21 protein-coding genes are annotated in these 21,665 nt (G+C 41.3%); 12 read left to right on the top strand and 9 right to left on the bottom strand.

Annotation, left to right across the window (positions count from 1 at the left end):
- Window positions 1–62 precede the first annotated feature (62 nt).
- On the bottom strand, window positions 63–1,349 hold the full coding sequence (locus ACRWP9_RS13300; RefSeq protein WP_434926411.1) for a citrate synthase: 1,287 nt from the start codon (window positions 1,347–1,349) through the stop codon (window positions 63–65).
- 416 nt (window positions 1,350–1,765) lie between these two features.
- Between ACRWP9_RS13300 and sdhC the strand changes: the two genes are divergently transcribed.
- The 10 genes from sdhC (at window position 1,766) to ACRWP9_RS13250 (ending at window position 13,442) form a co-directional block, all read left to right on the top strand.
- Window positions 1,766–2,161, top strand: coding sequence for a succinate dehydrogenase cytochrome b556 subunit (sdhC, locus tag ACRWP9_RS13295; RefSeq protein WP_226415282.1), 396 nt, complete (start codon window positions 1,766–1,768; stop codon window positions 2,159–2,161).
- A complete protein-coding gene (sdhD, locus tag ACRWP9_RS13290; RefSeq protein ID WP_434926410.1) occupies window positions 2,155–2,502 on the top strand; it encodes a succinate dehydrogenase, hydrophobic membrane anchor protein in 348 nt (115 codons plus the stop codon). The genes sdhC and sdhD overlap by 7 nt, the downstream gene beginning before the upstream one ends.
- Window positions 2,503–4,269, top strand: a complete 1,767-nt coding sequence (sdhA, locus tag ACRWP9_RS13285; RefSeq protein WP_434926409.1) for a succinate dehydrogenase flavoprotein subunit — start codon at window positions 2,503–2,505, stop codon at window positions 4,267–4,269.
- A 15-nt stretch (window positions 4,270–4,284) separates the two neighbouring features.
- On the top strand, window positions 4,285–4,992 hold the full coding sequence (locus tag ACRWP9_RS13280) for a succinate dehydrogenase iron-sulfur subunit (RefSeq protein ID WP_226415291.1): 708 nt from the start codon (window positions 4,285–4,287) through the stop codon (window positions 4,990–4,992).
- A gap of 222 nt (window positions 4,993–5,214) precedes the next feature.
- A complete protein-coding gene (gene sucA, locus ACRWP9_RS13275) occupies window positions 5,215–8,037 on the top strand; it encodes a 2-oxoglutarate dehydrogenase E1 component (protein ID WP_434926408.1) in 2,823 nt (940 codons plus the stop codon).
- Between the two features lie 28 nt (window positions 8,038–8,065).
- Window positions 8,066–9,265, top strand: coding sequence for a 2-oxoglutarate dehydrogenase complex dihydrolipoyllysine-residue succinyltransferase (gene odhB / locus ACRWP9_RS13270; RefSeq protein ID WP_434926407.1), 1,200 nt, complete (start codon window positions 8,066–8,068; stop codon window positions 9,263–9,265).
- 76 nt (window positions 9,266–9,341) lie between these two features.
- On the top strand, window positions 9,342–10,508 hold the full coding sequence (gene sucC / locus ACRWP9_RS13265) for an ADP-forming succinate--CoA ligase subunit beta (RefSeq protein WP_226415298.1): 1,167 nt from the start codon (window positions 9,342–9,344) through the stop codon (window positions 10,506–10,508).
- Window positions 10,508–11,380, top strand: a complete 873-nt coding sequence (sucD, locus tag ACRWP9_RS13260; RefSeq protein ID WP_434926406.1) for a succinate--CoA ligase subunit alpha — start codon at window positions 10,508–10,510, stop codon at window positions 11,378–11,380. The genes sucC and sucD overlap by 1 nt, the downstream gene beginning before the upstream one ends.
- 107 nt (window positions 11,381–11,487) lie before the next feature.
- A complete protein-coding gene (locus tag ACRWP9_RS13255) occupies window positions 11,488–12,414 on the top strand; it encodes an AEC family transporter (RefSeq protein WP_434926405.1) in 927 nt (308 codons plus the stop codon).
- 623 nt (window positions 12,415–13,037) lie between these two features.
- On the top strand, window positions 13,038–13,442 hold the full coding sequence (locus ACRWP9_RS13250) for an NUDIX hydrolase (RefSeq protein WP_226415306.1): 405 nt from the start codon (window positions 13,038–13,040) through the stop codon (window positions 13,440–13,442).
- Window positions 13,443–13,545: 103 nt separating this feature from the next.
- On the opposite strand, the gene ACRWP9_RS13245 is transcribed toward ACRWP9_RS13250, so the two are convergent.
- Genes ACRWP9_RS13245 through ACRWP9_RS13230 form a run of 4 tightly spaced genes read right to left on the bottom strand, consistent with a single transcriptional unit; the run spans window position 13,546 to window position 15,822 of the window.
- Window positions 13,546–13,947, bottom strand: coding sequence for a CBS domain-containing protein (locus tag ACRWP9_RS13245; protein WP_434926404.1), 402 nt, complete (start codon window positions 13,945–13,947; stop codon window positions 13,546–13,548).
- On the bottom strand, window positions 13,944–14,294 hold the full coding sequence (locus tag ACRWP9_RS13240; RefSeq protein WP_434926403.1) for a P-II family nitrogen regulator: 351 nt from the start codon (window positions 14,292–14,294) through the stop codon (window positions 13,944–13,946). The genes ACRWP9_RS13245 and ACRWP9_RS13240 overlap by 4 nt, the downstream gene beginning before the upstream one ends.
- The gene (locus ACRWP9_RS13235) at window positions 14,284–15,078 is read right to left on the bottom strand and encodes a DUF1538 domain-containing protein (protein WP_434926402.1); all 795 of its coding nucleotides are present in this window, start codon (window positions 15,076–15,078) and stop codon (window positions 14,284–14,286) included. The genes ACRWP9_RS13240 and ACRWP9_RS13235 overlap by 11 nt, the downstream gene beginning before the upstream one ends.
- Window positions 15,079–15,087: 9 nt before the next feature.
- Window positions 15,088–15,822 carry a DUF1538 family protein gene (locus ACRWP9_RS13230; protein WP_434926401.1) on the bottom strand — a complete coding sequence of 245 codons (735 nt, stop codon included), beginning with the start codon at window positions 15,820–15,822 and terminating at the stop codon, window positions 15,088–15,090.
- A gap of 239 nt (window positions 15,823–16,061) precedes the next feature.
- Between ACRWP9_RS13230 and ACRWP9_RS13225 the strand changes: the two genes are divergently transcribed.
- Entirely contained in the window at window positions 16,062–16,493 is a 432-nt protein-coding gene (locus ACRWP9_RS13225) for a PliI family lysozyme inhibitor of I-type lysozyme (protein WP_434926400.1), read from the top strand.
- Window positions 16,486–17,655, top strand: a complete 1,170-nt coding sequence (locus ACRWP9_RS13220) for a lipid-transfer protein (RefSeq protein WP_434926399.1) — start codon at window positions 16,486–16,488, stop codon at window positions 17,653–17,655. Before ACRWP9_RS13225 ends, ACRWP9_RS13220 begins: the two co-directional genes overlap by 8 nt.
- A 148-nt stretch (window positions 17,656–17,803) precedes the next feature.
- Here ACRWP9_RS13220 and ACRWP9_RS13215 read toward each other — a convergent pair whose 3' ends face one another.
- From ACRWP9_RS13215 to ACRWP9_RS13200, 4 genes are all read right to left on the bottom strand, one after another.
- Window positions 17,804–18,148, bottom strand: coding sequence for a hypothetical protein (locus ACRWP9_RS13215; RefSeq protein WP_434926398.1), 345 nt, complete (start codon window positions 18,146–18,148; stop codon window positions 17,804–17,806).
- Between the two features lie 202 nt (window positions 18,149–18,350).
- Window positions 18,351–18,773, bottom strand: a complete 423-nt coding sequence (locus tag ACRWP9_RS13210) for a CBS domain-containing protein (RefSeq protein WP_434926397.1) — start codon at window positions 18,771–18,773, stop codon at window positions 18,351–18,353.
- Window positions 18,774–18,893: 120 nt separating this feature from the next.
- Window positions 18,894–20,627 carry a GNAT family N-acyltransferase gene (locus tag ACRWP9_RS13205; RefSeq protein WP_434926396.1) on the bottom strand — a complete coding sequence of 578 codons (1,734 nt, stop codon included), beginning with the start codon at window positions 20,625–20,627 and terminating at the stop codon, window positions 18,894–18,896.
- Window positions 20,627–21,595 carry a UDP-2,3-diacylglucosamine diphosphatase gene (locus ACRWP9_RS13200; RefSeq protein ID WP_434926395.1) on the bottom strand — a complete coding sequence of 323 codons (969 nt, stop codon included), beginning with the start codon at window positions 21,593–21,595 and terminating at the stop codon, window positions 20,627–20,629. The genes ACRWP9_RS13205 and ACRWP9_RS13200 overlap by 1 nt, the downstream gene beginning before the upstream one ends.
- Window positions 21,596–21,665: the final 70 nt, after the last annotated feature.

The raw sequence follows: 21,665 nt of genomic DNA, 5'->3' as shown, positions 1-21,665 counted from the left end.
TTGTTTTTTGAATACAAAAAAGCGCCTTTCGGCGCTTTTTTATTTAGACATCATTTAATGAATTAACGTTTGTCTAAACTCACAAATTCACGCGCTGACTCACCAGTATATAACTGACGAGGGCGGCTAATTTTGTGACCTGGTTGATCTAACATTTCTTTCCAATGTGAAATCCAACCAACGGTACGTGACAATGCAAATAGCACTGTAAACATATCATTAGGGATACCAATGGCTTTCATGATGAGACCAGAGTAGAAGTCAACGTTCGGATATAGCTTCTTAGAGATAAAATATTCATCTTCAAGTGCAATACGCTCAAGTTCCATTGCTACGTCGAGTAATGGATCAACAACTTTAAGTTCATTTAGAACTTCATGACAGGTTTCACGCATCACTTTTGCGCGAGGGTCAAAGTTCTTGTAAACACGGTGTCCAAAGCCCATTAAGCGGAATGGGTCATTCTTGTCTTTCGCTTTAGCGATAAACTCTGGGATACGATCCACAGAACCAATCTCTTCAAGCATAGCAAGACAAGCTTCGTTTGCGCCGCCGTGAGCAGGGCCCCATAGTGATGCGATACCCGCTGCGATACACGCAAATGGGTTAGCACCAGAAGAACCAGCTAAACGCACAGTAGATGTCGAAGCATTTTGTTCATGATCAGCATGGAGTACAAAAATACGATCCATTGCTTTTTCTACAACAGGGTTAACTTTATATTCTTCGCAAGGTGTTGCGAACATCATCGATAAAAAGTTACCTGCATAGCTTAAGTCGTTACGTGGATACACAAATGGTTGACCCATTGAGTATTTGTAACACATAGCAGCGATTGTTGGCATTTTTGACACCAAACGATAAGCTGCTATTTCACGATGCTTAGAATTGTTAACATCAAGAGAGTCTTGATAAAAAGCAGACAGTGCCCCTGTCACACCACATAGCATTGCCATTGGGTGTGCGTCACGACGGAAACCGCGGAAGAAGAAAGCGATTTGCTCGTGAACCATAGTGTGTTCTTTCACTGTGGCTTCAAACTTGTCGAAATCAGCCTTAGACGGTAGCTCTCCGTATAAAAGCAAGTAGCATAAATCTAAATAAGTTGATTCAGTTGCAAGTTGATCAATCGGATAACCACGGTGTAATAAAATACCTTGATCACCATCGATATATGTAATTGCAGACTCACAAGAAGCTGTTGCTAGAAAGCCTGGATCGAAAGTGAAATAACCTTTCTTCCCTAATGTACTGATGTCGATTACATCAAACCCTTCAGTACCTTTCTTGATTGGTAAGTCGATTGAATCGTTACCTGGTAACTCTAATTTGGCTATATTATCAGCCATACCCCGTTCTCCTTACGTCATTCTATATCTATGAGTGCGGCATGTTAAGCGGACATTACTTTACAGTGAATAGGGATCACAGATCAATTTAAATAAGCGTTTAAATTTGTTAGACCAAGGTATATATCTAGCTGAAAGCCTTGTGGTATAGGCTTTAGAATAAAAAAATCATAAAAAAACAGAATTTGCATAATGTGATGTTTGTATTTGACAATTCTCACGAGTATACTTGCCTACGTCCCTAAGGGCGACAAACATCACACTTTAGAAATGATTACTTTACAAACTAAAATAGTGATTTCTCAATTGCTTAGATGTTTGATAGTAATTTCTTTTTTGCTCAAATAATGTAATAAACATTTTTTGACCTTGATGCGTTTAAAGCAAAAAAGAGATACATAAAAAAATAATGCTCAATGGAGCTGAGTGAGCAGAACGTGAAAAAGCAAAGACCTGTCCATCTAGACCTGCAGACGATAAGCTTCCCTGCGACAGCTATCGCATCTATCCTACACCGCATTTCCGGTGTCATCATGCTATTCGCTATTGGTATTCTTTTGTGGCTGTTAAATTCAACTTTAACCTCTGCTGAAGGCTTCGCTAGCGTACAAACCTTGTTTGATGGTTTCGTAATGAAGTTCATCCTTTGGGGCATTCTAACCGCGCTTGGATATCACTTATTAGGTGGCATACGTCATTTGATTATGGATACTGGCCGTTGGGAAGAGCTAGCTTCAGGTATCGCTTCAGCTAAAGTGATGTTTGCTTTAGCAGCAACCTTTTCTATCATTGCGGGGATTTGGGTATGGTAACTAACGCAGCAAGTTTTGGACGTAGTGGTGTCCATGACTATATTTTACTACGCGCAAGTGCGGTGATCCTAGCTTGTTATACTATTTTCTTGGTGGGATTTATCGCGTGTAGTTCTCCACTGACTTTCGAAATTTGGCATGGCTTGTTTAGCACATTGCCAATGAAAGTATTTACACTGTTAGCCTTAGTTGCTTTACTCGTCCACGCTTGGATTGGTGTATGGCAAGTATTGACTGACTATGTAAAAAGCACATCGTTACGTGGTGTATTACAATTTACCTTCGTTGTGACCGCATTCAGTTATTTAGCGGCCGGCATCGTGATAGTGTGGGGTGTATAAGTGAGTATTCCAGTACGCGAATTTGATGCAATCGTGATTGGCGCTGGTGGCGCTGGTATGCGAGCAGCATTACAGATTTCTAAAGAAGGTAAAAGCTGTGCGCTTTTATCAAAAGTGTTTCCTACCCGTTCTCATACCGTATCTGCGCAAGGTGGTATCACTGTTGCGTTAGGTAATGCGCATGAAGATCACTGGGAACAACACATGTATGATACGGTGAAAGGTTCTGATTTTATCGGCGACCAAGAAGCCATTGAGTTTATGTGTAAAACCGGTCCAGAAGCGATTATCGAACTTGAGCAAATGGGTTTACCATTCTCTCGTTTTGAAAATGGTACTATTTACCAGCGACCTTTTGGTGGCCAATCAAGAAACTTTGGTGGTGAGCAAGCTGCGCGTACCGCTGCTGCCGCAGACCGAACAGGTCATGCTCTACTGCACTGTTTGTATCAACAAAACGTCAAGCATAAAACAGATGTTTATTCTGAATGGTATGCTTTAGATCTTGTTAAAAATGAAGATGACGTTGTTGTTGGTTGTACTGCGATTGAAATTGAAACGGGCAACATTGTTTATTTCAAAGCAAAAGCAACTATTTTAGCAACTGGCGGAGCAGGGCGTATTTATGCGTCAACTACTAATGCGCACATCAATACTGGTGATGGCGTTGGTATTGCGGCTCGTGCTGGTGTTCAGTTACAAGACATGGAAATGTGGCAGTTCCACCCTACGGGTATTGCTGGCGCAGGTACATTGGTGACTGAAGGTTGTCGCGGCGAAGGTGGATATCTTTTAAATAAAGATGGCGAACGTTTCATGGAACGTTATGCACCAAATGCCAAAGATTTAGCATCGCGTGACGTGGTAGCACGTTCAATGATGACTGAAATTCGTGAAGGTCGTGGTTTAGATGGTCCTTTAGGTCCACACTTATTACTTAAGCTTGATCATTTAGGCAAAGAGACCCTTGAAGCCCGTCTTCCTGGTGTGTGTGAATTATCACGTACTTTTGCTCACATTGATCCGGCTGATGGTCCAATTCCTGTTATTCCAACTTGTCATTATATGATGGGTGGATTGCCAACTAAAGTCAGTGGTCAAGTTATTCGTCAGAATGCTGATGGTACTGAGCAAGACGTACTAGGTTTATTTGCTGTAGGTGAGATCGCTTGTGTATCTGTACACGGTGCGAATCGCTTAGGTGGTAACTCTCTTCTTGATTTAGTGGTATTTGGTCGTGCTGCAGGTCAGCACTTAGGTAAAGCTTTAGATGCTACGCCTGATCCAAAAGCGGCCACAGACGTAGAAATTAGTGCATCACTTGCTCGTCTTAATCGTTGGGAAAGCAACAAAGACGGCGAAGATCCTTCGGTTATCCGTAAAGAGCTTCAATTGTGTATGCAGTTAAATTTCTCTGTTTTCCGCAGTGGTGAATCCATGGCAGAAGGTCTAGAACAGCTACAAGCAATCCAAAAGCGTCTTGAGAAGGCTAAGCTATCTGATAACTCTGATGAATTTAATACTCAACGTATTGAATGTTTAGAATTAGATAACTTAATGTCAACAGCGCTGGCAACTGCCTATGCAGCTAACTTCCGTACTGAAAGCCGTGGTGCACATTCTCGTGAAGATTATTTAGACCGTGATGATGATAATTGGTTATGCCACAGCTTGTATGATCCAAAAACACAAGCTATGACAAAACGTGATGTCAATATGACACCTAAATTACGTGATGCGTTTCCACCGGTAAAACGTACCTATTAGGCAGGAGTTGCAAAGATGAAATTAACATTTGCATTGTATCGTTATAATTCTGATGTAGATACCAAGCCTTATATGAAGGACTACACCTTAGAAGTGCCTGATGGCTCTGATATGATGGTGTTAGATGCATTAATTAAGCTGAAAGAACAAGACCCAACAATTGCGTTTCGTCGTTCATGCCGTGAAGGTGTGTGTGGTTCTGACGGTGTTAACATGAATGGTAAAAATGGCTTAGCGTGTATTACGCCAATTTCGACCTTTAAAGGGAAAAAAATTGTAGTTCGTCCTTTACCAGGCATGCCAGTTGTGCGAGATTTGGTCGTTGATCTAACTCAGTTCTATAAGCAATACGAAAAAATTAAGCCTTATCTTATCAATGATGAAAAGGCCCCAGCGCGTGAGCATTTACAATCACCTGAAGAGCGCGAGCACTTAGATGGTTTATACGAATGTATCATGTGTGCATGTTGTTCTACGGCTTGTCCTTCTTTCTGGTGGAATCCAGATAAATTTATCGGACCAAGTGGTTTATTACATGCGTATCGTTTCTTAATTGACAGCCGTGATACCGCTACTGAAGAGCGTTTATCTGAGCTTGACGATGCTTACAGTGTGTTCCGTTGTCACGGAATTATGAACTGTGTTGATGTTTGTCCTAAAGGACTAAACCCAACTAAAGCAATTGGTCATATCAAGTCAATGTTATTGAAACGAGCTGTTTAATGAACACAGAAGAGCCTTTAAATACGTTTAATTAGCTCTTTATGAGAGTCATCTTCATATTGGAGATGGCTCTTTTGTGTGTTTACGGATTACCTTTGTCATTAATTTGTTAGATCCGTTATTTAGTACAAGTCTTTGGCAGAGATAGAAGTTAAGCATGACGATTGTGTTAATTGTTATGCATTATGGCTAGCACGTGTATCAAGTTTGAAAGGAATAACAATGCACCAAGGCATCATGAAAGCCTGGCTCGAGTCGTCTCACTTAAGTGGTTCGAATGCGACCTATGTAGAAGAGATGTATGAAGCCTATCAAGAAGATCCGCAATCAGTTTCTGCTGATTGGCAGGTCGTTTTTGATAATCTCCCACCTGTTAATGGTAGTTCTGTTGAAGTACCAGAGGTTTCCCACTCTAAAGTTCGTGACTATTTCCGTAGTTTAGCCTTAGAAAGCCGTGCGAAAGGGGCTGCTCGTGTCAGTGACCCAGAGTTAGATGCAAAGCAGGTTAAAGTACTGCAATTAATTAACGCTCATCGTTTCCGTGGTCATCAAAATGCTAACCTAGATCCATTAGGTATGTGGAAGCGTGACGTGGTTCAAGAGCTAGATCCTGCTTACCACGGCTTAACAGCTGAAGATATGCAGCGTGAGTTCAACACGGGTTCATTCGCATTAGGCGGTGAGACCATGAAACTTGCGGATATTATTTTTGCCCTTAAGAGCAGCTACTGTGGCTCGATTGGTGCGGAATATATGCATATCACTGATACCGACGAAAAACGTTGGATCCAGCAACGTCTAGAGCCAACCTTAGGTAAGGCTAATTACGACAATGCGGTTAAAAAACGTATTCTTGAAGGCCTAAATGCTGCTGAAGGTATTGAAAAATACTTAGGTGCAAAATTCCCAGGCGCTAAACGTTTCTCTTTAGAAGGTGGTGATGCGCTTGTTCCAATGATGCGCGAAATCATTTACCGTGCCGGTGAAGCGGGAACTAAAGAAATCGTCGTAGGTATGGCTCACCGTGGTCGTTTAAACTTACTCATTAACGTGCTCGGTAAACGTCCTAGTGAATTATTTGACGAGTTTGCTGGCAAGCATGCCGACACGCATGGTTCAGGTGACGTTAAATATCACCAAGGTTTCTCATCAGATTTTGAAACGCCAGGTGGCAATGTTCACCTAGCGTTAGCTTTTAATCCATCACACCTTGAGATCGTTAACCCAGTGGTTATCGGTTCCGTACGCGCTCGTCAAGATCGTCGCGGCTGTAAAGATGGCTTACAAGTTATGCCTATTACTATTCATGGTGACTCAGCTATTACTGGGCAGGGTATCGTACAAGAGACATTTAACATGTCTCAAACCCGTGGTTTTACAGTGGGTGGTAGTATCCGCATCGTCGTAAATAACCAGGTTGGTTTTACCACATCTAACCATGCAGATGTCCGGTCAACAGAATACTGTACTGATATTGCTAAAATGGTTCAGGCACCGATTTTCCACGTTAACTCAGATGATCCTGAAGCGGTTGCGTTTATTTCGCAGCTTGCGGTGGATTACCGTAATGAGTTTAAGCGTGATGTGGTGATTGATTTAGTTTGTTATCGTCGTCATGGTCATAACGAAGCTGATGAACCTAGTGCAACACAGCCGTTGATGTACGCAAAAATTAAAAAACACCCAACGCCGCGTAAAATTTATGCTGACAAGTTAATTGCTGAAAACAGCATTGCTGCTGATGAAGTAACAGGCTTAATTAATCATTACCGTGATGCGCTTGATGCCGGTGACTGTGTGGTCAAAGAGTGGCGTCCAATGACGTTACATACCGTTGACTGGACACCTTATCTGAATCGCGAATGGGATGAAGATTACGCAGGTTCTATGTCAATGGAACGTCTACAAAACTTAGCTAATAAGTTAGTTGATATTCCTGAAAATCATACGCTGCAATCACGAGTTGCCAAAATTTGTGCAGACCGCCTATCAATGGCCAAAGGTGAGAAGTTGCTCGACTGGGGTTTCGCAGAAACTTTAGCCTATGCTTCTATCCTTGAAGATAAAAAACGTGTGCGTATTACTGGCCAAGACTCTGGCCGTGGTACTTTCTTCCATCGTCATGCTGTATTACATAATCAAAAAGACGGTACAACCTATTTACCTTTGCGTAATGTGGCAGAAGAGCAAGCACCGATTGATATTACTGACTCAGTATTGTCTGAAGCGTCTGTATTAGCATTTGAATACGGCTATGCCACAGCAGAACCAGGTGGATTAACCATTTGGGAAGCACAGTTTGGTGACTTTGTTAACTGTGCCCAAGTGGTGATTGACCAATTCTTATCGTCTGGTGAACAAAAGTGGGGCCGTTTATGTGGCTTAACAATGTTATTACCACACGGTTATGAAGGCCAGGGGCCTGAGCATTCCAGTGCTCGTTTAGAACGTTTCTTACAGTTATGTGCTAACCATAATATGCAGGTATGTGTTCCATCAACACCGGCGCAGGTTTATCACATGCTACGTCGCCAAGTTGTGCGTCCAATGCGTCGTCCACTTGTGGTGATGTCACCAAAATCTTTGCTACGTCACCCATTAGCTGTGTCTAGCCTAGAAGAGCTTGCTGAAGGTACTTTCCAAAACATCATTGGCGAGATTGATACTTTAGAGGCAAGTAAAGTTGACCGAGTTGTGTTCTGTAGCGGTAAGGTGTATTTCGAGTTACTTGAAAAACGTCGTAAAGAAAATATCACTAACATAGCCATTATTCGTGTTGAGCAGCTGTATCCTTTCCCTGATGTGGAAATGCGTGCGGCATTAGAAAAATATCAACATGTTACTGATTTTGTTTGGTGTCAGGAAGAGCCTCAAAACCAAGGTGCGTGGTACTGTAGTCAGCATCACTTCTGGGCTAACATTCCTGCAGGCGCTCAATTAACGTATGCTGGTCGTGAAGCGTCAGCTGCACCAGCGTGTGGTTATCCAGGGTTGCATGTACATCAGCAAGAATCATTAGTTAATAGCGCATTAAAACTGTCGTAAAGATAATTTATATAAAGGGAAGCTTTCCATGAGTATCGAAATTAAGGTACCCGTATTACCAGAGTCTGTTGCTGATGCAACTATTGCTACTTGGCATGTTAAGCCTGGTGAACAGGTGTCTCGCGATCAAAACTTAGTTGATATCGAGACCGACAAAGTTGTTCTAGAAGTTGTTGCACCAGAAGACGGTTCAATTTCTGAATTATTATTCGAAGAAGGCGACACCGTTTTAGGTGAGCAAGTTATTGCAAGATTTATTGCAGGTGCCGTGTCTGGACAAGAAGTGACTAAAGCTGAGGCGACTGCGCCTGCTGCTGAAGCTGCATCAGAGCCAAGTTCTGACGAATCAAACGATGCATTAAGCCCATCAGTGCGTCGTTTAATTGCTGAGCATAATCTTGATGCTGCAAAAATTAAAGGTACAGGTGTTGGCGGACGTATCACTAAAGAAGATGTTGAAGCGTTCGCTAAATCAGCACCAGCGGCAAAATCGGCTGCAGTGGCTGCACCCGTTGCACCGTTAGAAGGTCGTAGCGAGAAACGTGTTCCTATGACTCGTTTGCGTAAAACGATTGCAAAACGTTTGTTAGAAGCTAAAAACTCTACCGCTATGTTAACTACGTTTAACGAAGTTAACATGAAGCCAATCATGGATATCCGTAAGCAATATCAAGATATTTTTGAAAAGCGTCACGGTATTCGTTTAGGCTTTATGTCTTTCTACATCAAAGCGGTAACTGAAGCGCTAAAACGTTTCCCTGAAGTTAACGCTTCTATAGATGGCGATGATATTATTTATCACAACTATTTTGATATCAGCATTGCAGTATCAACTCCTCGTGGCCTGGTAACACCAGTGTTACGCGACACCGATACCATGAACTTAGCTGAAATCGAGAAAGCGGTTCGTGAACTCGCAATCAAAGGACGTGACGGTAAGTTGTCTGTTGCTGACATGACCGGCGGTAACTTCACCGTAACTAACGGTGGTGTTTTTGGTTCGCTGATGTCCACCCCTATTTTGAACCTGCCACAAAGCGCAATCTTAGGCATGCATGCTATTAAAGATCGCCCAATGGCAGTCAATGGTCAGGTTGAAATCCTGCCAATGATGTACCTAGCACTCTCTTACGATCATCGTATTGTTGATGGTCGTGAGTCAGTTGGCTTCTTAGTTGCTATTAAAGACTTCTTAGAAGATCCAACTCGTCTGCTGCTTGATTTATAAGTAGTTAGATAAACCCCTCGTCGCTGGCTCATATTGAGCCAGTTGGATTTGATTAGAAGTATATGGATAGATCATCATGAATTTGCATGAGTATCAGGCAAAATCTTTATTTGCCGAATATGGTTTACCAGTCTCTGAAGGCTTTGCATGTGATACTGCTCAAGAAGCAGTAGAAGCAGCTGGCCACATTGGCGGAAACTTATGGGTTGTTAAGTGTCAAGTACACGCAGGCGGCCGTGGTAAAGCAGGTGGCGTTAAAGTTACCGGTAATAAAGACGAAATCAGAGCATTCGCTGAAAACTGGTTAGGTAAGAACTTAGTAACGTACCAGACTGACGCTAAAGGTCAGCCAGTTGCTAAAATTCTAGTTGAAAGCTGTACTGACATCGCCAACGAATTGTACCTAGGTGCAGTAGTTGACCGTAGCACGCGTCGCGTTGTGTTCATGGCGTCGACTGAAGGTGGTGTTGATATTGAAACTGTGGCTGAACATACGCCAGAGCTTATCCACACAGCTATCATTGATCCGTTAACAGGTCCTCAAGCTTTCCAAGCTCGTGATCTTGGCTTCAAGTTAGGTTTAAACCCAACTCAAATGAAGCAGTTCACTAAGATCTTTATGGGTCTTGCGAACATGTTCAACGACCATGATTTTGCGTTATTAGAAATCAACCCACTTGTTATCACCACTGAAGGCAATCTTCACTGTTTAGATGGCAAAATTGGTATTGATGGCAACGCATTATATCGTCAGCCAAAAATCAAAGCGATGCACGACCCATCACAAGATGATGCTCGTGAAGCGCACGCTGCTAAATTTGAATTAAACTATGTTGCTTTAGACGGTAACGTAGGTTGTATGGTTAACGGTGCCGGCCTAGCGATGGGTACAATGGACATCGTAAACCTACACGGTGGCAAGCCAGCTAACTTCTTAGACGTTGGCGGTGGAGCAACTAAAGAACGTGTTGCTGAAGCATTTAAAATCATTCTTTCTGACAGCAATGTTAAAGCAGTATTAGTTAACATCTTTGGCGGTATCGTACGTTGCGATATGATCGCTGAAGGTATTATCGGTGCAGTTAAAGAAGTTGGCGTTAAAGTGCCAGTGGTTGTACGTCTTGAAGGTACTAACGCCGAATTAGGTCGTGAAGTATTGGCTAAGTCTGGTCTTGATATCATCGCGGCAACAAGTCTAACTGACGCGGCTGAGCAAGTTGTTAAAGCTGCGGAGGGCAAATAATGTCTGTTTTAATTAACAAAGATACCAAGGTAATCTGTCAAGGTTTCACTGGTGGTCAGGGTACTTTCCACTCTGAACAGGCGATTGCTTATGGCACGCAAATGGTTGGTGGTGTTTCTCCTGGAAAAGGTGGTCAAACTCACCTAGGTCTTCCAGTGTTCAACACTGTTAAAGATGCGGTAGCTCAAACAGGTGCTACTGCAACTGTTATCTACGTACCAGCTCCATTTTGTAAAGACGCAATTCTTGAAGCAATCGATGCTGGCATTGAGCTGATCGTTTGTATCACTGAAGGCATCCCAACACTTGATATGTTACAAGTGAAAGTGAAGCTAGAAGAAACTGGCACACGCATGATCGGTCCTAACTGTCCAGGTGTTATCACTCCTGGTGAATGTAAGATTGGTATTATGCCTGGTCACATCCACTTACCTGGAAAAGTGGGTATTGTTTCTCGCTCTGGTACATTAACGTACGAAGCGGTTAAGCAAACTACTGATGAAGGTTTCGGCCAATCTACTTGTGTAGGTATCGGTGGCGACCCAATTCCTGGTACTAACTTCATCGACGTATTGGAAATGTTCCAAAACGATCCACAGACTGAAGCGATTGTAATGATCGGTGAAATCGGTGGTAATGCTGAAGAAGAAGCTGCTGCTTATATCAAAGCACACGTAACTAAGCCTGTTGTATCTTACATTGCTGGTGTTACTGCACCAGAAGGTAAGCGCATGGGCCATGCTGGCGCAATTATCGCTGGCGGTAAAGGTACTGCTGAAGATAAGTTTGCTGCTCTTGAAGCTGCAGGCGTAACTACAGTTCGCTCTTTAGCTGACATTGGTAAAGCACTGCGTACTCGTACTGGTTGGTAATATCGTTACCCACTCGTTTAAAAGGCGCTTCGGCGCCTTTTTTGTTTTTAATTTTGACCATTATTGATGTTCTTTAAATCAATAAGCATAGGTTTGAGATAGCTGTTATGTCGATTTTTGGGATCATTTTTCCGTTAATATTTATGGTAACTTTGGGTTATCTACTGACACGTTTTGATTTTTTCACTAAAGAGCATATAAGCGGCATTAGTAAATTTACCTTTTATGTCAGTATTCCTGCCTTTTTGTTTATCAATATGCTGGCAGCACCTTTATCTGAAAGTATCGACATCTATGCATTATTATCGTTCTATATTCCCGTACTGATCATTTTCGCTTTGGGTTATCGTATTAATCGCCGCTTTAATCCGGTTCAATTTAGAAGCCGAGACGCCAGTGCTGTTTTTGCCTTAGGCTCAAGCTACTCCAATACCGTACTAGTTGGTTTGCCGATAATTATTGCCGCATTAGGTCAGGCGATGATAGGGCAAGTATTTATGATTATTACATTTCATAGCGCTTGTTTGTTTGCGTTAACTTTTATTCTGGCAGCAAGAGCACACGAACAGGGTTTCTCTTGGAGAAAATTTACTCGTTCTATGGTGTTAAACCCGGTTGTGATGAGTATTAGTTTAGGGATTGCAGCCAACGCTGTTGGTCTCAATTTAGGCACACATTTACAAGAAAGCCTTACGTTACTTTCAAAACCAGCCTTAGCGTGTGCTTTATTCGTACTTGGTGCTAATTTAAGTTTTTATAAAATAGGCGACAGTTGGCGGTTAGCGTTATTGGCGAGTGGGTTAAAAATTCTGTTGCTTCCAGCACTTGTTTACCTGATGTCGGTGATGGTATTTAATTTAGAAAGCCAAAAAACGACCATGCTTGTGTTGCTCAGCGCTTCACCTTTAGGGGTTAATGCCTACTTAATTGCCACTGAACTTAAACAACATGAGTCGACTTTAGGCAGTACGGTAGTGCTATCGACATTGCTCTCGGTATTCAGCTTTAGCTTGTGGTTGTTTTTTTTGTTATAAATTTTAACGTTTTTTTGTTAACCGTTATTTGGCTTGTATGGGGTGTAAGTGCTGCGTATATTGCTGATATATAAAGTTAGATTAAGGCTGTTTTTTTTATAAGACAAGGAATGAGTCATGCAACTAATAAACACCTATGAAACATATTTTAAGACCAATTTATTGCTTAAATTATTGGTGCTTATACTCGTGAATATAAGTTTTGCCATTCAAGCAAATGAATTTGTTTCGGGAAGGGATTATGTTGAATTAGAGAGCCCGCCAAGTGTTGAAAAAGAAGTCAGAGAATATTTTTCTTTTTATGCTAATCGATAATGTGTTTAATGATCAAATATTCAGCTAGTTCAACGTTAATTTGATGCTAATTAGTCATTTATTAGCCGCCCATTAAGCGCTAGAACAGTGCTTATTAAGTATTCGCTAGGTTATTTGAACTCGATGCATGACTGCGACTTATCCTCAACTTAAGGTAAGGCACTTTTATACATCGAATTTTTTATAGTGCAGCGCTATAAAATCATCATTGAATGGCAGATAACGGCTGTTACAGTCGATCTCTGGTTAGAGCGTGTTATTCATAAGCTTTTATTAATTGAGTGATGACAATATTAAAAGGAATGCAGATGGCGTTTAATGATATGTTTCGGCTGAGTGCCCATGCGGTAATAACTAATGATGAAGGGCAGGTATTACAACTTAAAGCGACCTATGGCGCTAAACATTGGGGCTTGCCTGGTGGCGCGTTAGAGTTAGGTGAAACCATACATCAAGCCGTTATACGTGAGTGTTTAGAAGAGTTAGGTTGCGATATTGCAATTGACTATCTGTCGGGCGTTTATTATCACGGTGCTTATCAATCACAGGTGTTTATTTTTAAATGCAATATTATGGATGTAACCATGATTGCATTGAGTTCAGAACACAGCGAGTACCAATATTTCGATATTGCTGATCTATCTACTGTGCAGCAAATTCGGGTCAAAGCTTGCTTAGATTTTTCTGGAAAAGTTGATAGCAAAGTTTTCTAAAAGTAGTGCTATGTATTGGTGAAACAATGCGTCTGCTAATAAACTCAGACTTTGATAATCTTTGTTAATCCAGACGCATATAACAATTGATGTTCCGACCCATTTACTTGTCAATCATGCCTTTTAATACAATATCGTCATAGGTTACAAATCCTTTGATGTCGTTGTCTTCTAATACTGGTGCTTTGTTAATGCCAAAACGCTCAAATAATCTGGCGGTATATCGCACATCCATATCAGCTGAAACAGAAAACACCGGTTTAATCATAATTTCATATACATTGGTGCGATCCGGTGACTTGTCCTTGGCCAAAACTTTGCGCGCAATATCACTCATCAAAACCAGGCCATACTCGTCATGTTCAGTGCGTTTATTAACCACTAACACTTTGACATTATTGGCAACAGCGGTGGCAATTGCTTCTGACACTGTAATTGTGCCATCTACCATGGCATAGTCTTGATTTAACACATCACGGTTTCTTACAGGGGTCCTAATGTTCATATTTGATCCTCAATCTCTTTAGTCAGCTGTTGTACTTGATGCGCCACACCCACGGCGTCTTCAACATCTATTTGAATGGCTATTCCGCGGCCTTTATTGGTATCAAATTTACCCACTCTAGAAATTGTCTCCAAAATATGACGTGACATGTGCTCTTCAACTAACCAGAAAATAACATCACGCTGTACATCTAAGCCTAAGCCCATAAAGGTTTTTTTCTTTACCAGACCTTCACCTCTTGCATGATTAATTACCGTTGCCCCAGTTGCGCCAGCTTCACGGGCGGCATCTAAAATTTCATCGGTACAGTCGTCATCTACAAAGGCGACAATTAATTTAAAGCGCATCTGTATGCTCCTCTTGCTGCTCAGCGGCAGCTTTACGTTTAGAGATGTATTCGACTATTTGGGCATAGGCCATCACGGAAATAATCGGAAATAAACTGGCAAAAGCGATCAGACCAAAGCCATCAATTAAAGGGTTACGGCCTTCCACGTTAGTGGCTAAACCTAAGCCTAATGCGGCAACGAGAGGCACGGTAACGGTTGAGGTAGTGACTCCGCCAGAGTCATAGGCCAATGGAATAATCATTTTAGGGGCGTAAAAAGTTTGAATGACCACTATGATGTAACCGCCCATGATGTAGTAATGAATGGGGTCGCCAACTACGATACGAAAACAGCCTAATGCAATACCAAAGGCAACACCAATAGCAACCGATATACGCAGGCCTTGGATGCCAACAGTACCACCGGATACTTCATTGGCTTTAATTGCTACTGCAATCAGTGAGGGCTCTGCAATTGTGGTACTAAAACCTATTGCAGCTGCAAATACGTATACCCATAAATAATCTTGCCAAATAAACGGTGTGGGCGCGCCGTCAGGATGCAAAAATTCTGCTGTGGTGAGCTGATTGGCCATGCTTTCGCCTATAGGGAATAACGCCATCTCTAATCCGACTAAGAAAAAAGTCAAACCCACAATGACATAAATGAAACCCAAGGCCACTTTACGCCAGTTAGGAATAGGGCGTTTTAGTACGCCTAATTGAAAGCCAAATAAGATAACCGCAATGGGGACCACATCTCTGGCTGTCAGTAATAAGGTTTCCAATAGCTGATAAAACATGTTGGCTCCTTATAGAAAGACCATGCCGTAAAGCATGACAAAAATCATTGGCGTTAAGCTAGCAAAGGCAATTAAACCAAAGCCATCCAGCATAGGATTTCTGCCTTTAATAACGGTGGCTAACCCTACGCCTAAAGCCGTCACTAATGGAACGGTTATGGTCGATGTAGTGACACCTCCAGAGTCGTAGGCAATACCAATAATACTTGCTGGGGCAAAAAAGGTCAGTATCATCACGATGGAGTAACCGCCGATGATCATGTAATGGATAGGCCAGCCTTTTAAAATACGAATAACACCGAGTAAAATGGCCAAACCAACGGATATTGCTACAGTTAAGCGCAAGCCCATAGCATAGTCATTTAAAGCAGCTTCATTGTTAGCTATGGCACCTGCTTCTGCGGCAACTTTAGCAGCTTCATTGGCTACGGCTGTCAATGCAGGCTCTGCCAGTGTGGTACCAAACCCCAGAGAAAAAGAGAAAATAACTAGCCAAAACAGACTGCCTTTTCTGGCTAAGGCTTCTGCTAAAGATTCACCGATAGGGAATAAGCCCATTTCTAGGCCAAAAACGAAGAATGTTAAACCTAGTACAATAAATACTAGCCCAATAAGAATTGAACCTAATTGATCGGGTGCTTGTTTTAGAATAAAAATTTCAAAAAAAACCACAACGACAATAATGGGAACTAAGTCTTTAAAACTACTGAACATAGAGGTTAATAGTTTGAGCAGTGCTGACATCCATCCTCCATTAAAATCAACAATCTAGCCAATTCGTTAGCTTATGTAATCAGTGTGCCTTAGATGTTAGAAATAACAACAATATGGTTACAATAGTTACCGTTTTTTTGATGTAAATCAAAAAAGAGTCAATTGATGTGAGCTAGGTGGAATAGATTAACGATTAACATTTTTTCAATACAGCGTATTATCATTACATTGCTACATTTTTAGATATGCACTATTTGGAGATATGCACTATGTTGAAGTTATTGGGTATTTTTAGTCTTTTTGTTGTGTTAGTTTTTAAATCATTTTATGCGAATGCCAATGAGTCCTTCATTAATCCTACTGAAAACTTGCTGCAATCTCACTCTGCTGACAGCTATTTTCAGGTGTTCAGTTTAACTAAAGGCATGTCTCTAATCGTTGAGGAAGGACGATTAGAGCCTCGTTCTATTGGCAGTATTAGCGTTAAGTTATATCGCAATTTCGATGTGGGTGACTTTGCCGCGGGTATAACTTTTCCCCGTGATGGCACTATATCTAAAGTCTCGATTTCAAATGATGCCGAGGGGGAACAGCAGGTAACCATTATGACTGTTACCGCAGGCAGTGGACGCTATCGGTTGGAGCAAAAAGTATGCATTACCAATGTCACACTAGAGATGTGTGGAGTCAGCCATGAGTAGCATTGTTATTGCTGGCGTAGGTATGACGCCTTTTTGTAAGCCAGGACAGCATCAGCCTTATCGTGTGATGGCTGCCAATGCAATTAAGTTAGCTTTGGCCGATGCCGGTATTAATGCTAAGCAAATACAACAGGCATTCGGTGCATATATTTATGGTGATAGTACCTGCGCGCAACATGCTTTTTATGATGTTATTCAAAATGGGATACCTATAATTAATGTCAATAATAATTGTTCTAGTGGTTCAACAGCTTTGTACTTAGCTAGGCAGGCTGTGATGTCTGGTGAAGTTGAGTGCGTATTAGCCTTTGGGTTTGAAGAAATGCAGCCAGGTGCCCTAGGGTCAAATTGGCAAGACAGAGAAAGCCCATTTACTCGAATAGCACCGGTGTTAAGTCAGTTTAATGCACCAGATGGTCCAATCGCTTTACGGGCTTTTGGTGCAGCGGGTCGACATTACATGGATAAATATAATGTCACTGCTGAATTATTTGCCAAGGTTGCAGTAAAGTCCCGTCGCCATGCGATGAACAACCCTTATGCTTTATTGAAAATGCCATTATGTGCAGAGCAAGTATTGGCAGATAAGGTGATTTACGATGGCTATTTAACTCGCCTTATGGCGTGCCCTCCAACCTGTGGAGCGGCAGCTGTCATTGTATGCAGTGATAAATTTGCTCAACAGCATAGTATAAGCTCCAGGGTTAAAATTCTTGCTCAAGCTATGGCAACCGATACCCAAGATTCTTGGCAAGATCCTATTAATGCAGTGGGCCAGAATATGACTCAAATGGCGGCGCAAAAAGTGTATAACGCCGCAGCCATATCGCCACAGGATGTAAATGTGATTGAGCTACATGACTGCTTTACCCCTAATGAAGTTATCACCTATGAAGCTTTGGGGTTATGTGCAGAGGGTGAGGCTGAAAAGTTTATTAAGCAAGGAAACAATACCTATGGTGGTCAGTTTGTTATTGGCCCTTCAGGTGGCTTAATGTCTAAAGGTCATCCGATTGGTGCGACAGGATTAGCGCAATGCGCAGAACTTGTTTGGCATTTACGCGATCAAGCAGGTGCTCGTCAAGTGCAAGGTGCTCGCTTAGCATTGCAACATAATGTGGGTTTAGGTGGTGCTGTTGTGGTGACCTTGTATGGCCACTAGTCAATTTTTATAATAGGATAATCACGACTTTAAAATCGTTATCTATCGCTGTTATCAGCGAGTATTGGTTTCAATGTAGTAAGGTTAGTGCAATATAGGCCTTTAAATATTTACATGTTTCCTACGTTTGAATAAGCATTGAGTGACTTTAAGCAAGAATGTAAATGACGAGTAACGAGAGCAGTAGAGTCATTAAGCTTGCTTCTATTAGTCGCTGACTTTGCTGTAATTGTTTTTTCCCTTGCCTAAGTACTGTGACTAACCTGCGTTGATTATAAATTCGGCATGTGAGCAGATCGGTTTGAGGATCGACCAATAATTTACATTGATATTTATGGCCGTCATTTAACAAGATGTCGTGACAACTTAAAATGCCGAAATTGAATTTTTTTGAGACGACTTTACCATTTAACATCACTTTTTCGAGTCCACACCAATCGCTGGCTTGTAACTCAAAATTGTCTTGGTTTAAAAGATAATTAAACTTGATCATAGCATCACCCCTGTTGTGCTTTAACTGTTGCGGCTAGTACTAAGCTAAGCAGAGTAATATGACATTTTCCAGTGTCAAAATATGAAGGTTTAAAGAAAACAGGCTAATTGATTGGTGGCTAAATGAATTTTTATTTTCACTATATTTTCTTGCCTAAATGGCGGTTATACACTTATTTACGTTTGCGATGATAAGCCAAACGTTACTCCGACTCACTGTAACTTTTAAGCAAATCTTTCCAAGTAATAATGCCAACTAATGTACCATGATCCAAAACAGGTAAACTGCCTATGCCATGTTTAAGAATAATCTCACAAGCATGTTTGATTGATGTGCTAGGTGAGACTGTCATCGGGTTGTGGGTCATTACTTGGTGGACGCGCTTATTGAGCGTTTCAGTGTCGCGGATAAGTTCTGCAGCGGTGCCTAGGTTAGGACTGAGAGCTTTTAGAAAGTCTCGATGAGATAAAATACCTTGCAGTTTGTCATTTTCATCAATGGCTAATAAATGGTGAAAGCTGACATTGTCGAAAATGTTTTTTGCAACAGATAGCCTATCATCCATCGAAACGGTAACAATACGTGTTGTCATAATGTCGCGAACTAATATCATTGCTGCAGGCATATTTATCTCCTATAACACGGCGAATAATATAGGCGTAAGCCGTATTATTTATGTATATCAGATAAACTATAGTACAACAATGAGTTAGCTACATAATCTTAATCAGAAAAAAGCTAAACGCTATCTCGTTAAGCCAAGATATTTTTGTGCTTTAATCGGTTTGAGCTGATGAACATCAACCAACACTAGGCCATCGATACAATCACCAAATTCAGCATCAATGCCAAAGTCGATAAATTGCACGCCCTGATCTTCACACAATTCACCATATTGTTTAAATAACGTCGGTACTGAAACACCCATATTAGCTAATGTCCTTTTCAGAATTTTAAAATTGTCAGCGTATGTCTCACCATTGAATTGACGACATAATTGGTGTGACCGTTCATCGGTAAACTGGTAACTGTTAAATGAGGTTGCGAGTATAGATTGGGTTGGAAATTGATTTTTATAAAAATAAATAAGTAATTCTTTAGCGGGCTCTGGATAGTTGTTACTAATCGAAACAGGGCCGAATAAGTAACGATATTGAGGGTTTTTGAGTAGAAATGCGCCAATCCCCTGCCATAAATATTCAAGACTTCTTCTGCCCCAATATTTAGGTTGCACAAAGCTTCGACCTAACTCTAAGCCTTGCTCAAAATAAGGGCTAAAATCTGGCTGATATTGAAATAGGGTTTGGCTATATAGTCCTGTGGTAGATATTTCACTATGAATACGCTTTGCACTTGCAAAACGATAAGCACCGACGATTTCTAAATCATCTTTATCCCATAATACAAGGTGCCAATAGTCATTATCATATTTGTCGGTATCTCTGCGTTTACCCGTGCCTTCACCTACAGCTCTAAAGGCTATTTCGCGTAATCTGCCGATTTCACGCATGATGGCACTACTGGCATCATGCTGATAAAGATAGATGATTTTATTGTCTGATGTGAGTCCAAGTTGTTCACATTGTTGTAATTCATGTTGTAAAGTGGTGCGCGATTCTGGGTGAGCAATGGCATTTTGAGTACTAAACAGCGGTGGCCTATTTTTACCTATACGGTAGAGATGGTTTTTTAGTAGCTTAACCTGAGTTTTTAACGGAAAGTCATTATTAGACACGGTTTCTTTCGCAATCAGTTTGCCAATACGAACTGGCATCACTTGATTGATTTGGCGAAACATTTCCTTAACAAGTAACAGTGTTGCTAATGGCTTATAAATCATTGACGCACCATAAAAAGTTGCTGAATTTTTCGCATCAACAAACATAGGTAACAATGGTGCATTACAGGCTTTGGCCATTTTAACAAATCCACTTTGCCACAGTAAATCCGTCACCCCGCTTGGGCGTAATCGAGACACTTCACCCGATGGAAATATTAATATTGCTCCTTCACGCTTTAGGTGTTGATGGATATTATCTAAATTTTGCTTTGGGGTACCGCCAGTCATGTTTCTGACGGGTAATAAAATTGAGTGCAGTGGTTTGATAGCCATTAATAACTCATTGGCGACCACTTTAATGTCTGGGCGGACTTTGCTGATTAACTTGATTAATGCAAGGGCGTCAAGTGAGCCGATAGGGTGGTTAGCATAAATCACCACTCGGCCGTCAATTGGAATGTTTTCAATTTCATTATTGGGTACGCTGTAACTAAAATTAAAGCTAGCCAGTACCTGTTCAACAAAGTCTACCCCGGTTAAATGTTTATACTGCATCGCAATATCATTGCATTGCTGCTCATGCAGAAGGTAACGTAACATGGTTTTGGTCGGTCTAGATAACCAAGGGAATTTAGCCAATTGAGGTAAATTTTTGTCAACCATTTGATCGACAGTAAACATCATTTCTGCTGACTTCATTATGCTACCTTCTTATTAGGGTGTTTCTGGGATGAAGCGGTATGAAGCGGTAAGGGGTCAGTGGTGCCAATATTGTCGATAATTTGCGGTGTTTTAGTCAGTTCATTCCATTTTAATAATTGAAAGTCACCGGAGAGGGTTTCCGCGATTAAGGTACAGTTTTCAACCCAATCACCGTCGTTAGCATAGATAATCCTATGCTTACCCTTATGGTGAATAGAGAGCTCGGGCTGATGAATATGGCCACAAATGACCATATCGACTTGTTGTTTTAAGGCAAATCGTAGCACTGCGTCTTTAAAACTATTAATGGCTTGTTGGGCTTTGTTTACTCTGAGTTTTATATAGCTGGCAAGTGACCAATAAGGATAGCCAAGTTGGCTGCGTACACTATGAAGATGTCGATTTAGCCATAACAAAACATCGTATAAATGATCACCTAATTTGGCGTAGGTGCGGCTGACACACACTTCAGAGTCAAATTGATCCCCATGTAAAATCAGGCAGCGTTTGCCCAGAATAGATTGATGAATATAACTTGGTGCGATTGTGATACCACGAAAATGACTATCTACGTATGGTTTGAACATCTCATCGTGATTACCTGGGATATAAAATACTTGGGTGCCATTTTGGGCTAATGACAGTATTTTGGTTAATACGGCTTGATGGCTATCTGGCCAGTAGACCCGTTTTTTTAATGCCCAAATATCGATGATGTCACCGACTAAATACAGGTATTGGCATGGGTGATTATTTAAAAAATCTAATAAAAAATCAGCTTTGCAGTCAATACTGCCTAAATGAACATCCGACAGCCAAACGGCATAAAATGACTGTTGCTGGGATGATGACTCCTCTTCGCTATCATTTTCTTGATGAAGGTGTTTAGTCGATATATGAGATGAGAATACAGAATGAGCAGATGCTTGCGAGACTTGTTTAAATAACGCACTGATTTTATCCATTCGCTTAATCTCTACAAATAGTATTGCATTAAGATAATGAAAGCTTACTGGGGATTATTGACTAATTCGT

It is taken from the genome of Shewanella sp. HL-SH2, assembly GCF_051164935.1.
In the GTDB taxonomy this organism is placed as follows: Bacteria; Pseudomonadota; Gammaproteobacteria; order Enterobacterales; family Shewanellaceae; genus Shewanella; species Shewanella glacialimarina.
This window is presented reverse-complemented; position numbering and strand designations above follow the sequence as displayed.

Coding starts and splice junctions, on each gene's coding strand:
- ACRWP9_RS13245 (WP_434926404.1), bottom strand. CDS start 13,947: ATGAACATTAGGACCCCTGTAAGAAACCGTGATGTGTTAAATCAAGAC.
- ACRWP9_RS13205 (WP_434926396.1), bottom strand. CDS start 20,627: ATGAAGTCAGCAGAAATGATGTTTACTGTCGATCAAATGGTTGACAAA.
- ACRWP9_RS13200 (WP_434926395.1), bottom strand. CDS start 21,595: ATGGATAAAATCAGTGCGTTATTTAAACAAGTCTCGCAAGCATCTGCT.
- ACRWP9_RS13280 (WP_226415291.1), top strand. CDS start 4,285: ATGAAATTAACATTTGCATTGTATCGTTATAATTCTGATGTAGATACC.
- sucA (WP_434926408.1), top strand. CDS start 5,215: ATGCACCAAGGCATCATGAAAGCCTGGCTCGAGTCGTCTCACTTAAGT.
- sucC (WP_226415298.1), top strand. CDS start 9,342: ATGAATTTGCATGAGTATCAGGCAAAATCTTTATTTGCCGAATATGGT.
- ACRWP9_RS13250 (WP_226415306.1), top strand. CDS start 13,038: ATGGCGTTTAATGATATGTTTCGGCTGAGTGCCCATGCGGTAATAACT.
- ACRWP9_RS13225 (WP_434926400.1), top strand. CDS start 16,062: ATGTTGAAGTTATTGGGTATTTTTAGTCTTTTTGTTGTGTTAGTTTTT.
- odhB (WP_434926407.1), top strand. CDS start 8,066: ATGAGTATCGAAATTAAGGTACCCGTATTACCAGAGTCTGTTGCTGAT.
- sucD (WP_434926406.1), top strand. CDS start 10,508: ATGTCTGTTTTAATTAACAAAGATACCAAGGTAATCTGTCAAGGTTTC.
- ACRWP9_RS13255 (WP_434926405.1), top strand. CDS start 11,488: ATGTCGATTTTTGGGATCATTTTTCCGTTAATATTTATGGTAACTTTG.
- sdhC (WP_226415282.1), top strand. CDS start 1,766: ATGGAGCTGAGTGAGCAGAACGTGAAAAAGCAAAGACCTGTCCATCTA.
- ACRWP9_RS13215 (WP_434926398.1), bottom strand. CDS start 18,148: ATGATCAAGTTTAATTATCTTTTAAACCAAGACAATTTTGAGTTACAA.
- ACRWP9_RS13235 (WP_434926402.1), bottom strand. CDS start 15,078: ATGTTTTATCAGCTATTGGAAACCTTATTACTGACAGCCAGAGATGTG.
- ACRWP9_RS13210 (WP_434926397.1), bottom strand. CDS start 18,773: ATGCCTGCAGCAATGATATTAGTTCGCGACATTATGACAACACGTATT.
- ACRWP9_RS13240 (WP_434926403.1), bottom strand. CDS start 14,294: ATGCGCTTTAAATTAATTGTCGCCTTTGTAGATGACGACTGTACCGAT.
- sdhD (WP_434926410.1), top strand. CDS start 2,155: ATGGTAACTAACGCAGCAAGTTTTGGACGTAGTGGTGTCCATGACTAT.
- ACRWP9_RS13220 (WP_434926399.1), top strand. CDS start 16,486: ATGAGTAGCATTGTTATTGCTGGCGTAGGTATGACGCCTTTTTGTAAG.
- ACRWP9_RS13300 (WP_434926411.1), bottom strand. CDS start 1,349: ATGGCTGATAATATAGCCAAATTAGAGTTACCAGGTAACGATTCAATC.
- ACRWP9_RS13230 (WP_434926401.1), bottom strand. CDS start 15,822: ATGTCAGCACTGCTCAAACTATTAACCTCTATGTTCAGTAGTTTTAAA.